Annotated in this window: 12 protein-coding genes; 6 read left to right on the plus strand and 6 right to left on the minus strand. The window is 73.1% G+C overall.

Annotated features, from left to right (window positions below; genetic code table 11):
* Positions 1-128 precede the first annotated feature (128 nt).
* From ABTZ91_RS28860 to ABTZ91_RS28880, 5 genes are read right to left on the minus strand one after another with little or no spacing between them, the layout of a single operon-like run.
* The gene (locus ABTZ91_RS28860) at positions 129-1,424 is read right to left on the minus strand and encodes a DUF58 domain-containing protein (protein WP_352080152.1); all 1,296 of its coding nucleotides are present in this window, start codon (positions 1,422-1,424) and stop codon (positions 129-131) included.
* Positions 1,425-1,437: 13 nt separating this feature from the next.
* A complete protein-coding gene (locus ABTZ91_RS28865) occupies positions 1,438-2,421 on the minus strand; it encodes a MoxR family ATPase (protein ID WP_352080153.1) in 984 nt (327 codons plus the stop codon).
* Positions 2,418-3,614, minus strand: coding sequence for a DUF4350 domain-containing protein (locus ABTZ91_RS28870; RefSeq protein ID WP_352080154.1), 1,197 nt, complete (start codon positions 3,612-3,614; stop codon positions 2,418-2,420). The genes ABTZ91_RS28865 and ABTZ91_RS28870 overlap by 4 nt, the downstream gene beginning before the upstream one ends.
* Positions 3,611-4,291 carry a DUF4129 domain-containing protein gene (locus ABTZ91_RS28875; RefSeq protein WP_352080155.1) on the minus strand — a complete coding sequence of 227 codons (681 nt, stop codon included), beginning with the start codon at positions 4,289-4,291 and terminating at the stop codon, positions 3,611-3,613. The genes ABTZ91_RS28870 and ABTZ91_RS28875 overlap by 4 nt, the downstream gene beginning before the upstream one ends.
* A 4-nt stretch (positions 4,292-4,295) precedes the next feature.
* The gene (locus ABTZ91_RS28880) at positions 4,296-5,495 is read right to left on the minus strand and encodes a glycerophosphoryl diester phosphodiesterase membrane domain-containing protein (RefSeq protein ID WP_352080156.1); all 1,200 of its coding nucleotides are present in this window, start codon (positions 5,493-5,495) and stop codon (positions 4,296-4,298) included.
* A gap of 414 nt (positions 5,496-5,909) precedes the next feature.
* Between ABTZ91_RS28880 and mtrA the strand changes: the two genes are divergently transcribed.
* The 6 genes from mtrA (at position 5,910) to ABTZ91_RS28910 (ending at position 13,377) form a co-directional block, all read left to right on the plus strand.
* Positions 5,910-6,587: a two-component system response regulator MtrA gene (gene mtrA / locus ABTZ91_RS28885; protein WP_197990047.1), complete on the plus strand. Its 678-nt coding sequence runs from the start codon at positions 5,910-5,912 to the stop codon at positions 6,585-6,587.
* Position 6,588: 1 nt separating this feature from the next.
* Positions 6,589-8,586: an MtrAB system histidine kinase MtrB gene (mtrB, locus tag ABTZ91_RS28890; protein ID WP_352080157.1), complete on the plus strand. Its 1,998-nt coding sequence runs from the start codon at positions 6,589-6,591 to the stop codon at positions 8,584-8,586.
* A 40-nt stretch (positions 8,587-8,626) separates the two neighbouring features.
* Complete coding sequence (locus tag ABTZ91_RS28895) at positions 8,627-10,450, plus strand: LpqB family beta-propeller domain-containing protein (RefSeq protein ID WP_352080158.1); 1,824 nt, start codon at positions 8,627-8,629, stop codon at positions 10,448-10,450.
* Positions 10,451-10,542: 92 nt separating this feature from the next.
* Positions 10,543-11,373: a ComF family protein gene (locus tag ABTZ91_RS28900; protein WP_352080159.1), complete on the plus strand. Its 831-nt coding sequence runs from the start codon at positions 10,543-10,545 to the stop codon at positions 11,371-11,373.
* 292 nt (positions 11,374-11,665) lie between these two features.
* Positions 11,666-12,346, plus strand: a complete 681-nt coding sequence (gene hpf / locus ABTZ91_RS28905; protein ID WP_352080160.1) for a ribosome hibernation-promoting factor, HPF/YfiA family — start codon at positions 11,666-11,668, stop codon at positions 12,344-12,346.
* A gap of 275 nt (positions 12,347-12,621) precedes the next feature.
* A complete protein-coding gene (locus ABTZ91_RS28910) occupies positions 12,622-13,377 on the plus strand; it encodes a response regulator transcription factor (RefSeq protein WP_345487824.1) in 756 nt (251 codons plus the stop codon).
* A gap of 44 nt (positions 13,378-13,421) precedes the next feature.
* On the opposite strand, the gene ABTZ91_RS28915 is transcribed toward ABTZ91_RS28910, so the two are convergent.
* Positions 13,422-14,588, minus strand: coding sequence for a DNA glycosylase AlkZ-like family protein (locus tag ABTZ91_RS28915; RefSeq protein ID WP_352080161.1), 1,167 nt, complete (start codon positions 14,586-14,588; stop codon positions 13,422-13,424).
* Between the last annotated feature and the right edge of the window lie 81 nt (positions 14,589-14,669).

Consider the following 14,669-nt stretch of genomic DNA (forward strand, 5'->3'; position numbering starts at 1 on the left):
GGGGGACCCTGTGGGAGAGTAGGACGCCGCCGAACAATCATTGTGGGAAAGCCCCGCACCTTTTGGTGCGGGGCTTTTCTGCGTTCACGGCCCGGCCGGCCCGAACCGGCCCCGACCGGACCTGGACGTCAGAGCCGGCCGGCTGCCTTCAGGGCCAGATAGGCGTCCGCGAGGGCGGGGGCCAGGTCGTCGGGGGTGGCGTCCACGACCGTGACGCCGTGGCGCTGGAGTTGTTCCGCGGTGCGCAGGCGCTGGGACTGGGCCTGCGTCGCGGCGGCGGCCTCGTAGACGCCCTCGATGGTGCCGCGGTGCGTGGCCATACGGGCGACGTGCGGGTCGGAAGGGGAAGCCACCAGGACCGTGTGGCGCTGGGTGAGCTGGGGGAGGACGGGGAGGAGACCTTCCTCGACCGGGGCGGCGTCCAGGCCGGTGAGCAGCACGATCAGGGAGCGGCGCGGGGCGCGGGCCAGGGCGGTGGCCGCCAGGCCACGGGCGTCGGTCTCGACCAGCTCCGGCTCCAGCGGGGCCAGCGCGTCCACCACGGCGGGCAGGACGTCGCTTGCCGAGCGTCCCTGGACCTGTGCGCGGAGCCGGCGGTCGTAGGCGAGGAGATCGACGCGGTCGCCGGCGCGGGCGGCCAGGGCGGTGAGGAGCAGGGCCGCGTCGATCGAGGCGTCGAGGCGCGGGATGTCGCCGACGCGGCCGGCCGAGGTGCGGCCGGTGTCGAGGACGATGAGGATGTGGCGGTCGCGTTCGGGGCGCCAGGTACGGACGGCGACCGTGGTCTGGCGGGCGGTGGCCCGCCAGTCGATGGACCGGGTGTCGTCGCCGGGGACGTACTCGCGGAGGCTGTCGAACTCGGTGCCCTCGCCACGGGTGAGGGCGCTGGTGCGGCCGTCGAGTTCGCGGAGGCGGGCCAGGCGCGAGGGCAGGTGCTTGCGGCTGGCGAAAGGCGGCAGGACGCGCACGGTCCAGGGGACGACGTGGTTGCCCTGGCGGGCGGCGAGACCGAGAGGACCGTACGAGCGGACGGTGACGCGTTCGGCGCGGCGGTCGCCCCGGCGGGTGGGCCGCAGGACTGTGGTGATGCGGCGGCGCTCGCCCGCGGGGACGGTCACCTTCTGGCGGCCGGGGGCCTGGGCGCTGCTGGGCGGCCAGGCGTCGCGGAGCTGCGCGCGGAGACGGCGGCGGGACGGGTTGGTGACCGTGAGGTGGACTTCGGCACCGTCACCCAGTCGAACAGACGTATCACCGGTTCGGGTGAACTGGAGCGTTCGCACTGGCGCGGCCATGGCGTAGTCGCACAGAATTGCGAGTGTGAGGGGCGCGTTCACCGCGAGCATCCCGGCCCAGCTGGGGGCGAGGATGCCCACGGGGAGCGACCCGATGGCGGCGAGCAGGGCGGTTCGTCCGGTGAGGGCCATGGGGGCGCCGTTCTCAGCGGGGTACGGGGACGTGGGTGAGGATCGAGTGGAGGACGGAGTCGGAGGTGACTCCCTCCATCTCGGCCTCGGGCCGCAGTTGGATGCGATGGCGCAGGGTCGGCAGGGCCAGGGCCTTCACATCGTCCGGGGTGACGTAGTCCCGGCCGGTGAGCCAGGCCCAGGCGCGGGCGGTGGAGAGCAGTGCGGTGGCGCCTCGGGGGGAGACGCCGAGGGTGAGCGAGGGGGATTCACGCGTGGCACGACAGATATCGACGACATAGCCGGCGATCTCGGCGGAGACCGTCACCTTGGCGACCGCTTCGCGGGCCGCCTCCAGTTCGGCGGCGCCGGCCACGGGACGGACTCCGGCGGCCTTCAGGTCGCGAGGGTCGAAGCCACGGGCGTGGCGGGTGAGGACGTCGATCTCGTTCTCGCGTGAGGGCAGCGGGACCGTCAGTTTCAGCAGGAAGCGGTCGAGTTGGGCCTCCGGCAGCGGATAGGTGCCCTCGTACTCGACCGGGTTCTGGGTGGCGGCGACGAGGAACGGCTCGGGCAGGGGACGGGGCGTGCCGTCCACCGTGACCTGGCGCTCCTCCATGGCCTCCAGGAGCGAGGACTGGGTCTTCGGGGGCGTGCGGTTGATCTCGTCGGCGAGCAGCAGGTTGGTGAAGACCGGGCCGGGCTGGAAGGAGAACTCCGCTGTCCGGGCGTCGTAGACGAGGGAGCCGGTGACGTCGCTCGGCATCAGATCCGGGGTGAACTGGACCCGCTTGGTGTCGAGTTCGAGGGCGGCGGCGAGCGTCCGCACCAGGAGGGTCTTGGCGACGCCGGGGACGCCTTCGAGCAGGACGTGGCCCCGGCAGAGCAGGGCGACGACGAGACCGGTGACGGCGGGGTCCTGGCCGACCACGGCCTTCCCGATCTCGGTGCGCAGGGCCTCCAGGGAGGCGCGGGCGCTGTCCGAGTTCGCCTGGGTCTCGGGGGTCGGGGCGCTCATGAGGTGCGTACCTCTCTTTCGAGGGCGTCGAGTTGGTCCGCGAGGCGGATGAGGGTGGCGTCGTCGGCGGGGGCCGGGCCGAAGAGGAGGTCCCGGTGGGTCGCGGCGGCCGCGGGGAGCCGTGCGGAGAGTGCGGGGAGGAGGAGATCGGGGGAGTGGGCGTCCTTGGTGGGGACGCCGAGCAGCGGGGCGATCCGGCCGCGGGTCGCGGTGCGCAGGACCGTGGCGGCGCGGTCGCGGGCGTCGGCCCTGCGGTAGAGGCGGGCGCGGCCTTCGGTGGCCTCGGAGGCGCGGACGGCGACGGGGAGGCGTTCGGGCACGAGGGGGCCCAGGCGGCGGCCGCGCCAGATCGCGGCGAGGACCGCGGCGACGGCGAGCTGGAGGGTGCCCCAGAGCCAGCCGGAGGGGATCAGACCGAGGAAGGTGCCGGTGGTGACGCCCGGGGTGTCGGAGTCGGCGGGTGCGTCGGTGAGCGAGGGGAGGTACCAGACGAGATGAGGGCGGGAGCCGAGGAGTTGGAGGGCCAGGGAGGCGTTGCCCTGCTGGGCGAGGCGCTTGTTGGTGAGGAGTTCGGCGGAGCCGAGGAGGACCGTGTCGCCGGAGCCGGAGCCGGGGAGGCGCACCAGGGTCGGCAGGCCGTCGGAGAGGTAGCAGGTGTCGGCCGTGGCCGTCCCGGTGACATAGCGCTCGCCGCCCAGGTCGACGCTGCCGGCGCGGGTGGCGGCCGGGAGGGCGCAGGCGGGCTCCAGGGCGGAGACCGTGGTGCTGAGGTCGGTGCCGATGCCGGGGGCGAGGGTCTGGAGGGAGGGAGCGTCGGGTCCGAGGAGGACGGTGCGGCCGGCCGAGCCGGTCATCGCCTCGTACAGGGTGGCCTGCTGTTCGCCGGTCAGCAGGTCCGGGTGGGTGACGAGGAGGGTGGTGCCGGCGCCGGTGGCGGTGGTCGCCTGGGCGAGTGTGTCGGCCACGGTGAGGGTGACGCCCTGGGCCTTGAGGAGCTCGGCGACGGCGCGGCTGCCCTGGGGATCGGCGGAGCGCGGGTCCAGGCGGCCGTGGTGGCCGCCGGAGCGCATCGTGGCGAGGAGGACGCCGCCGATCAGGAGCAGGGCGACGATCAGGAGGATGCCGCGTGCGCGGGTCCAGATCTGGCGGGGGGTGAGGGAGGTCGAGGTGGCGCTGGTGACGGGCCGGCTCATCGGGGCGCCTCCGTGAAGGCGGCGGTGGCCATGGCCGCGCCGAGGTCCGGCTTGGTCCGCTCCACGGCGGTGTCCAGCTGCTCGATGCGGCGGTACGCGGCCTCGTCCGCGGTGCGGCCGCCGTACGTGACGTCGCCGAAGGCCCGGGCGGCCGCGCGCAGGCCGTCGGCGTGGGCGGGCAGGGGCCGGGCGGCCTCGGCCGCCGCCTCGTCGGCGGTGCGGCCGGGGCGCGGGTCGAGCAGGGCGCGTTCCTCGAGGGAGCGGACGATCGCCCGCATCCGCTCCTGGACGGCCTGGTTCCACTGGCCGGCGGAGGCGTGCCGGGTGGCGGCGGCACGGTGTTCGGCGGCCGTGCGGGGGCCTTCGTCGAAGAGGGAGTCGCCGGCGCCGGTAGGCGTGCGGGTGGGGGTGCCCAGGCGCCACCAGAGGGCGGCGAGCAGGGCCAGTACGACGGTGACGACGGCCACGAGTCCGACCACGCCGCCCGGTGTCGCCTGGGAGGCCGCGTCGAAGAGGCCGCCGACCCAGTCCCAGAAGCGGTCGAGGCCGCGTTGGAGAAGGCTGGGGTCGTTCTCGTGGTACATCGGCTTGGACAGTTCCCGCTCCGCCGCCTCCCGGGCGGGGACGCGGGAGACGTCCACCGGTACGTCCCCGGCCGTGCCCCCCGTGGTTCTCACGCCATCAGCCCCCGTGGCCGGGGAGTCCGGCGGCGCGGGCGAGTTCGAGGTCGAGGGCCTCGCGGCGGATGCGCTGGTCGATGTAGAGGAGGACGGTCACACCGGCGGAGATCGGGTAGGTGATCGCGCTGACGATCACCCCTCCGATGCCCATGATGATCAGGTACGTCCAGCTGTACGGGAACGTGGTGCTCTCGAGGGCAGACATGCCGTCGCCGCTCGCGAGCATCGCGAGGATCATGAACGGGATCGCGACGATCATCGTGAGGAAGAAGATCATCGCCTGGGTGAGGATCGTGATGCCGAAGATCCGCCACCAGGAGCCCTGCACCAGCTTCGCGGAGCGCTTCAGGGCCTTGATCACGCCTTGGCGCTCCAGCATCAGGGCGGGAGAGGCAAGGCTGAAGCGGATCACCAGCCAGATCGTCACGGCGAACGCCGCGAGCGCACCGAGGGCGGCGAGTCCCGTGTTGTCGGCGAGCAGGCCGGGCAGGAGGCCGACCGTCATGATGCCCGCCGCCATCGCGGACAGCAGCAGGGTCAGCCCGAGCAGCTGCGGCAGGCGGGGGCGGGCCTCCTGCCAGGCGGCGGCGAGGGTCACGGGGCGGCCCAGGACCGCCCGGCTCATCACCACGGTCAGCAGGGCCGCGCTGAACAGGGAGGCCGCCATCGCGACGAGGGCGGCGGGGGCCGACTCGGCCAGCGCGGACCGGGCGGCGTCGGCGGCGGCCGCGAACGCCTCGGCGGGGCTCGCGTCCGGGTGGACCGGCTCCGCCGGTACGACGAGATAGCGCTGGACGAGGACGTTGGTGACCTCGGTGATCACGGCGACGGCGATCGTGATGGTCAGGACGGTGCGCCAGTAGCGGCGCAGGGTCGTCACCGCACCGTCGAGGATCTCGCCCAGGCCGAGCGGCCTCAGCGGGATCACCCCCGGCTTCGCCGCCGGCGGCGGACCCCAGTGCCCGTGCGGCGGCGGGGCGCCCCAGCCGGGCCCGCTCTGCGCGCGGGCCGGCGGCGGAGGCGGTGTGCCGGGCGCGGGCGGCGTCGGCGGCTGCCACTGGCCGGCGGGGGGCTGGTCCTTGGACCACGGGGGGGCGGAGTCGTTCGCGTCACCGGGCGAGGAGGGCCGGGGCACGCCGGCGTCGTCCTGCCCGTCGGACGGAGCAGATCCGGGCGAGGCCCAGCCCGGAGTGTCGTTCACGGTCGTCCACCTCGAGGAATGGTCGCGGGGCCGGATCGGCGAACCGGCTCGGTCTCTGCGGCCGACCGCCTGACGCGGCGGGCCGGGAGCCATCGTGCCACGCGGGCCCCGCCGACGGGCGGGCCCGGGCTTTCCTTCCATGGCTTCCCTCCGGGCGCGGCGGGAGCCAGACTGAGCGGATGTCCGATCCGCGCGGGGAAGGACGACCGCCGGCGCCCCGCGGGCGCGGACGATCTTCCGCCGGACGTCGTGCGGAGCGCGGGGGGCGCGCTTTTCGTACGGCTGTGAGCGCACGGGGTACGGTGCAGGCCGACCACCGGGGGCCCTTGAAGGTGACATCCGCCCGTCACCGCAGGTCAGTGAGGTATCTCACCAGCCGCCTTGAGACTGATACGGAAATGGGATGATGTCGATATGAAGGGACGCGTTCTTGTCGTCGACGACGACACCGCACTGGCCGAGATGCTCGGGATCGTGCTGCGAGGTGAGGGGTTCGAGCCGTCGTTCGTGTCGGACGGTGACAAGGCGCTCGCCGCTTTCCGGGAGGCCAAGCCCGACCTGGTGCTGCTCGACCTGATGCTGCCCGGGCGGGACGGCATCGAGGTGTGCCGGCTCATCAGGGCCGAGTCCGGGGTGCCGATCGTCATGCTCACGGCCAAGAGCGACACCGTCGACGTCGTGGTGGGCCTGGAATCCGGGGCCGACGACTACATCGTGAAGCCGTTCAAGCCGAAGGAGCTCGTCGCCCGCATCCGGGCGCGGCTGCGGAGGTCGGAGGAGCCGGCGCCCGAGCAGCTGACCATCGGTGACCTGGTCATCGACGTGGCGGGACACTCCGTGAAGCGGGACGGGCAGTCCATCGCCCTCACGCCGCTGGAGTTCGACCTGCTCGTCGCCCTGGCCCGCAAGCCCTGGCAGGTGTTCACGCGCGAGGTGCTCCTCGAACAGGTGTGGGGTTACCGGCACGCCGCCGACACCCGCCTGGTGAACGTGCACGTCCAGCGGCTGCGCTCCAAGGTCGAGAAGGACCCCGAGCGCCCGGAGATCGTCGTGACCGTCCGCGGTGTCGGTTACAAGGCAGGACCGAGCTGACATGAGTGCGGGCAGTACTGCTCCGAAGCCCGGGGACCCGGGAGTCCGTACGGGGCGGGCTGCCGGACCGGGGCGGGGGGGCTCGAGTCTCGGCCGTCTGCTCCAGGACGGGACACCCGGCGGACGGGTGTTCCGGATCCTCGCGCGCTGGGTGCGACGGCCGCTGCTGCCCGCCGTACGGCTGTGGCGGCGCAACCTCCAGGTGCGGGTGGTCGCGGGCACCCTGCTGATGTCGCTCGGCGTGGTGCTCCTCCTCGGCCTGGTCGTCATCGGACAGGTCCGCAACGGCCTGCTCGACGCCAAGGAGAAGGCCGCGCAGAGCCAGGCGGCCGGCGGGTTCTCCGCCGCCCAGGACCGGGCGGCGACCACGCCGCCCGCGCCGGGCGGGCAGGACGGCGGCCGCACCGGCGTGTCGGTGAACTGGCGCTCCACGCTGGTCGAGCAGCTCGCCAGCGGCGGCCAGAGCGCGTTCAACGTCGTCGCGCTCTCCCTGGAGACCGGCGACATCGCCAGCCGCGGCGCCCGCGCCTCCGGCGAGGTCGACCCCACCACCAGCATCCCCGCCGGCCTGCGGCACAACGTCGCCCAGGGCACCAGCACCTACCAGACCTACACCCGCATCCACTACACGAGCGGCAAGGCGTCCGAGCCCGGCCTCGTGGTCGGCAAGCGGCTCAACGACGCCGACGGCATCCCGTACGAGCTGTACTACCTCTTCCCGCTGACCCAGGAGGAGGACTCCCTCGCCCTGGTCAAGGGGACCCTGGCGACGGCCGGTCTGTTCGTCGTGGTCCTGCTCGGCGCCATCGCGTGGCTGGTGGTGCGACAGGTCGTCACGCCCGTGCGGATGGCCGCCGGGATCGCCGAGCGGCTGTCGGCGGGACGGCTCCAGGAACGCATGAAGGTCACCGGCGAGGACGACATCGCGCGCCTCGGCGAGGCCTTCAACAAGATGGCGCAGAACCTCCAGCTGAAGATCCAGCAGCTGGAGGACCTCTCGCGGATGCAGCGGCGGTTCGTCTCCGACGTCTCCCACGAGCTGCGCACCCCGCTCACGACCGTGCGGATGGCGGCCGACGTCATCCATGACGCCCGCGCCGACTTCGACCCGGTCACCGCGCGGTCGGCGGAGCTGCTCGGCGACCAGCTCGACCGGTTCGAGTCGCTGCTGTCCGACCTGCTGGAGATCAGCCGCTTCGACGCGGGCGCCGCGGCCCTGGAGGCCGCCCCGATAGACCTGCGCGAGGTCGTACGGCGGGTCATCGGCGGCGCGGAGCCGCTGGCCGAGCGCAAGGGCAGCCGGATCGTCGTCGTCGGCGACGAGCAGCCCGTCGTGGCCGAGGCGGATGCCCGCCGGGTCGAGCGGGTGCTGCGCAACCTCGTCGTGAACGCCGTCGAGCACGGCGAGGGCCGGGACGTGATCGTCCGCCTCGCCGCCGCCGGCGGGGCCGTCGCCATCGCCGTACGCGACTACGGCGTCGGCCTCAAGCCCGGCGAGGCGACCCGGGTGTTCAACCGCTTCTGGCGCGCCGACCCGGCACGCGCCCGTACCACCGGCGGTACGGGCCTGGGCCTGTCGATCGCGGTGGAGGACGCCCGGCTGCACGGCGGCTGGCTCCAGGCGTGGGGCGAGCCGGGCGGCGGCTCGCAGTTCCGGCTGACCCTGCCGCGCACGGCGGACGAGCCGCTGCGCGGCTCCCCCATCCCGCTGGAGCCGGACGACTCGCGGCGCAACCGCGCGCAGGCCGCCGCGGCCGGCGCTTCCGGTGCTTCCGGTGCGGGTGGGCGTCTGGCGGCGGTGCCGGCGCAGCCGGGCGGGGACCGTCCGGCCCTGTCCGTACCGCCGAGGCACCTGCCGCGGGCGGCGGCGGACCCCACGGCTCTGCCGGGCAGCGGTGCCCGGGTGGTGGCAAGGCCCGCCGACGGGGAGGCCGGCGACGGTGGTGAGGCGATGGCGTCGACGCGCGCCGAGCGGGAGGACGGAACAGGTGGGCGCTGACCTTCGAGGGAAGCGGCAGGCCCTGGGGCGGGGACGGTCGATGCGCGGCACGGTGCTGCTGGCCTGCGGTTCGCTGCTGGTGGCCGGCTGCGCGAGCATGCCCGACAGCGGCGACGTACAGGCGGTGAAGGCGTCCAACGCGGGCGACTCGCAGGTGCGCGTGTACGCCGTCGCACCGCGCGAGAACGCCGACCCGGACGAGATCGTCGACGGCTTCCTGGAGGCCATGACGAGCGACGACCCCGGTTTCGCCACCGCGCGGAAGTACCTGACGACGCGGGCCGCCGCCACGTGGCGGCCGGAGGAGAGCATCACGGTGCTCACCAACGCGCCCGACCGCGACCAGGCCGACCATCTCACCGACCCCGAGAGCAAGGGGCGGACCTACCCGATCTCCGGGCGGCGGATCGCGACGGTGGACGCCAGCCGCGCGTACCAGCCGCAGACACCGGCCGAGTTCAACCAGTCGATCCACGTGGTGCAGCAGCCGTCCGCGGACGGCAAGGGCAAGGAATGGCGCATCGACAGCCTGCCCAAGGGACTGGTCCTCGGCGAGGCGGACTTCCTGCGCAACTACCGCTCCGTCAACAAGTACTACTTCGCCTCCGGCGAGAACTGGGTCGTCGCCGATCCCGTCTACATCCGGCAGCGGCAGGACCCGGTCACCCGCATGGACCCGGTCACCCAGACCGTCAAGGCGCTGCTCGAAGGCCCGACCGGCTGGCTGAGCCCCGCCGTCGACTCGCGCTTCCCGTCCGGCACGCAACTGCGCGCGGGCGTGCGGACGCTGACGACCGACGACCAGTCCACCCTGAAGGTCCCGCTCAACTCCAAGGCCGACCACGTCAGTGCCCTCGCCTGCAAGGGCATGGCGGCGCAACTGCTGTTCACGCTCGGGGACCTGACGTCGGTGCGGGTCGAGCAGGTCGAGGTCCAGGGCAGTGACGGCAAGGCGCTGTGCCTGCTGGGCAAGGACCAGGCCATGGACGAGTACTCCCCGGTGCGCGACCCGCGCCGCGGCGAGAACCCCTACTTCGTCGACGAGCACGGCAAGCTGAGGATGCTGTCGGTCGGCGGCAAGCAGCCCGACACGCCGGCCGAGGTGCCTGGACCGTTCGGAAAGGGCGTCGCGCCGTTGCGCTATGTGGCGGTCGACCGCGAGGAGAGCCGGGCCGCCGGGATCCTGCACGAGGGGCGCGAGCTGCGGGTCGGCTCGATCACCGCGGACGAGGAGCTTCCGGCTCCCGTGGTGACCAGCAGCGCGCTGCGGCCCGAGAACCGGCTGTCGGCCCCCAGCTGGGACGGCCGCGGCGACCTGTGGGTCGCCGACCGCAACCCGGTGAAGCCACGGCTGTGGATGGTGCCGGGCGGCCAGGGCGAGCGGATCGAGGTCAGCACCCCGTGGCTGAAGGACGGGGCCCGCATCGAGTCGCTGCGGGTCTCCGCCGACGGCGTGCGGATCGCCCTGCTCGTGACGAAGGACGAGCGCACCACCCTCCAGATCGGTCGGGTCGAGCGCTCCTACGTGGACGGGCGGGCGACCGTCTCCGTCATGGACCTGCAGAACGCGGCACCCCGCCTGGAGTCGGTCGCCGCCGTCTCGTGGGCCGGTCCCAGCCGCCTGGTCGTGGTCGGTACGGAGACCGGCGGCGTGCAGCAGGTGCGGTACGTGCAGACGGACGGCTCCACCTCGACCTCGTCGGTCCTGCCGGGCCTGAACGGGGTGACCGCCGTGGCCGCGCCGGGCGGCGAGCAGGCGCCCGTGGTCGCGGACTCCGACCAGGACGGCATCGTGCGCCTGGTGCCCGGTGCGAACTGGCAGCCCATGGTCAAGGAGGGCGGTCACCCGGTCTACCCGGGCTGAGGACTCCCCAGCGGACCGCCTCCCGCTGCGCCTGCCGCCGACGGTTTTCCACAGGGGTGGCCGCGCCGGGCCCGCAGGAGGACAGTGGAGCCATGCGGGGGTGGTGGCGCGAGTTCGCCGGACTGATGCTGCCGGTCTCCTGCGGAGGCTGCGGGAGACCTCGTACGGCGCTGTGCCCGCCGTGCGCGGCCGAGCTGAGCGGGACCGGCCCTGGCAGGGTGCGGCCGAGCCCCGAGCCACGGGGACTGCCGGCGGTGCACGCCGCGGTGCCGTACGAGGGCGCGGTCCGCGCGCTGCTCGTCGCGCACAAGGAGCGCGGCGCGCTGCCGCTGGCCCGGCCCCTGGGCGAGGCGCTGGCCGCCGCCGTGGAGGCCGCCGCAGGGCCCGTCGACGCGACGGGGGACAGCCCCCTGCTCCTCGTGCCGGTGCCTTCGTCACGGCGCTCCGTACGGGCCCGTGGCCATGATCCGACCCGGCGGATCGCGCTCGCGGCGGCCGGACGGCTGCGGCGGTCCGGCCGGGTGGCGCGGGTGCTGCCGGTGCTGCGGCAGCGCAGGAGGGTGGCCGACCAGGCGGGCCTCGGCGCGCGCGGGCGGCTGGCCAACCTGGCCGGGGCGCTGGAGGCCGGCCGCGACGGGGTGCGGCTTCTGGACGAGGCCGCGCGGGCGGGCGGACGGGTGGTGCTCGTCGACGACCTGATGACCACCGGGGCCTCACTCGCGGAGGCCGCGCGGGCGCTCACGGCGGCCCGTGACTCCGTACACCGTCCGTTCAATCCCGGATTACCGGACAGCCCGGAGAGAGCGGCGGCGGAAGCGCTATTCGAACAGCCCGTGGCGGCGGTAGTCGCATCTTCTCCCGCCTCGTTCGAAATAAACCGGAACTCCCGGGGAAGTTGCGTCGTTGCAGGTGGTGAGAGGTGAGAACACCCGAATGGAGGTAACTGACGCCAGCGGGTGCCGACACCCCTCCGAAGGAGCTATGTTCGGTTGTGAGGAATGGCGAATGCTACGCCTCACCGAATACACGGGTGCGCCTACCGGACAGGAGTTCAGGGCGAATTCACCTCTGGTTCGTGGGATGGGGAGCTCGTCGGCGGGGGAGGAGGAGGTCAGTCGCCAAGTCCGAGACTCCGGTAAACGCCGGGGTCTGGTGCAAAGGGAGAAGCTCGCCGGCCAAGGCGCCGGAGCGAGTGATCCGGGAACGGAGTTCTGCGTGGACATCGTCGTCAAGGGCCGCAAGACCGAGGTGCCCGAGCGGTTCCGGAAGCACGTGGCCGAGAAGCTGAACCTGGAGAAGATCCAGAAGCTCGACGGCAAGGTGATCAGCCTCGACGTCGAGGTGTCCAAGGAGCACAACCCGCGGCAGGCCGACCGGTCCGACCGCGTGGAGATCACCCTCCACTCCCGAGGCCCGGTGATCCGGGCGGAAGCGGCGGCAGGCGACCCGTACGCAGCGCTCGACCTCGCCCACGGCAAGCTCGAGGCGCGACTGCGCAAGCAGCACGACAAGCGGTTCACCCGCCGTGGCACCGGCAGGCTGTCGGCCGCCGAGGTCGCCGACGTGGTGCCGGGCGTCGCCGCGCTCAACGGGAGCGGCGAGGTGGTGTCCGAGGAGACCGGCGGTGTGCCCACCACGAAGATGGGCTCCCTCGAGGTCCAGGGCGAAGGCCCGCTGGTGGTCCGCGAGAAGACCCACAAGGCAGCACCGATGACGCTCGACCAGGCGCTCTACGAGATGGAGCTGGTCGGGCACGACTTCTATCTCTTCGTCGACTCCGACACGAAGCAGCCCAGTGTCGTCTACCGGCGGCACGCGTACGACTACGGCGTCATCCACCTCGAGAGCGACCCGCTCGCCGAGGGCGGCGGCGTGGGCGGTGCGCTCGGCGGCTGAAGCCCCGGCCGCAGACCGCACACCGCGGACCGCGACAACACCCGAAAACCTCGACACACCGCAGACCATGAAACGGTGCCCCTGAAGCGCCCCTCGCGCTCCCAGGGGCACCCCTGCGCGACCGTGCGCGCCCCCGTGCGACCACGGGATCACCGCGTGGTCGCCGGGGCATGAAATCATGGCGTGCACGCCAACCGGTGCTCCCCGAGCAGTGGTTGGGACCGAATGCGCATCAGTACAACGACTTCAGGCCACGGCCTTCAGGGGGAGGAACGATGGCGGACGGCTTCGGGCCGGTGCACGGCGGGCGAGAGCCCCATGGCACGGTGAATTCGGAGGTACCGGATTCGGCCACCGGCGCGACGCGGGACGAGCCGATCCGGGTCCTGGTCGTGGACGATCACGCCCTTTTCCGCCGAGGTCTGGAGATCGTCCTCGCACAGGAAGAGGACATCCAGGTCGTCGGAGAGGCGGGAGACGGAGCCGAGGCCGTCGACAAGGCCGCGGACCTTCTTCCCGACATCATCCTCATGGACGTCAGGATGCCCAAGCGCGGCGGCATCGAGGCCTGTACCTCCATCAAGGAGGTGGCACCCAGCGCGAAGATCATCATGCTGACGATCAGCGACGAGGAGGCCGACCTCTACGACGCGATCAAGGCGGGCGCGACCGGCTACCTCCTCAAGGAGATCTCCACCGACGAGGTCGCCACCGCGATCCGCGCGGTCGCCGACGGCCAGTCGCAGATCAGCCCCTCGATGGCGTCGAAACTGCTGACCGAGTTCAAGTCGATGATCCAGCGCACCGACGAGCGCCGGCTCGTGCCCGCGCCCCGGCTGACCGACCGCGAGCTGGAGGTCCTCAAGCTCGTCGCGACCGGGATGAACAACCGGGACATCGCCAAGGAGCTGTTCATCTCCGAGAACACGGTGAAGAACCACGTCCGCAACATCCTGGAGAAGCTCCAGCTGCACTCCCGCATGGAGGCCGTGGTCTACGCGATGCGGGAGAAGATCCTCGAGATCCGCTGAGGATCCGCTGGGACCCGCCGCGGAGGGCGGGCCTCGGCCGAGGCTCAGGCGAGGGCCTTCACCAGCTCGGGCGCGAGCTCCGGGGTGTCCACCCGCTCCACGGCCACCGCGTCGCAGCCCACCCACTCGGCCGCCTCGCGCAGCGCCCGTGCCACCGCGGGCACCGCCTTGGCGTTCTCCAGGGAGACCTGCCGGGCGACCAGGGTGCGGCCGTCGCGCGCCGGGTCCACCCGCCCGACCAGCCGGCCGCCGGACAGGACCGGCATCGCGAAGTACCCGTACACCCGCTTCGGCTTGGGCACATAGGCCTCGAGCCGGTGGGTGAAGCCGAAGATCCGCTCGGTGCGGGCCCGCTCCCAGATCAGCGAGTCGAACGGCGAGAGCAGCGTGGTGCGGTGCCGGCCGCGCGGCTCGCTCGCGAGCGCGGCCGGATCGGCCCAGGCGGGCTTGCCCCAGCCCGCGACCGTCACCGGCACCAGGCCCGAGTCCGCCACGACCGCGTCGAAGGCCTCCGCCTTGATCCGGTGGTAGTCGGCGATGTCCGCGCGGGTGCCGACGCCGAGCGCCTCGCCCGCCTGCCGTACGAGCCGGCGCAGGCACTCCCGGTCGTCCAGGTCGTCGTGGAGCAGGGCGTCCGGGATGGCCCGCTCGGCCAGGTCGTACACCCGCTTCCACCCGCGCCGCTCGGTGACCACCACCTCGCCGTACATCAGGGCCCGCTCGACGGCGATCTTCGAGTCGGACCAGTCCCACCACTCGCCCTTGTTCTTGGCGCCGCCGAGCTCGGTGGCGGTCTGCGGTCCCTCGGCCTTGAGCTGCGCGATCACCGCCTCGTACGCGCCGTCCGCGAGCTCGTGGCCCCAGTGCGGGCGGTCGCGGTACGCGCGGCGGCGGAAGGCGAACAGCGGCCACTCCTCGACGGGCAGGATGCAGGCGGCGTGCGACCAGTACTCGAAGGCGTGGCCCTCCGTCCAGTAGGCGTCCTCGACGGCGCGGCGGCCGACGGCGCCCAGGCGCGCGTACGGGATCAGCTCGTGCGAGCGGGCCAGGACCGAGATGGTGTCCAGCTGGACCTGCCCGAGATGGCGCAGCACGCCCCGGACCCCGCCCCGCCGGTCGGGGGCTCCGAGGAATCCCTGGGCCCGCAGGGCGATCCGGCGGGCTTCGTCGGCGGACAGTTCGGCGGCGGGGCGAGGCGCGGCGGTCGTCATGATCCGCACCTTAGAACGCGGCACTGACAACGGGTACGGGATTCGGACGAGAGACCCCGGGGACCAACGGGCCCCGCCCCC

It is taken from the genome of Streptomyces sp. NPDC126499, from assembly GCF_040302485.1.
In the GTDB taxonomy this organism is placed as follows: Bacteria; Actinomycetota; Actinomycetes; order Streptomycetales; family Streptomycetaceae; genus Streptomyces.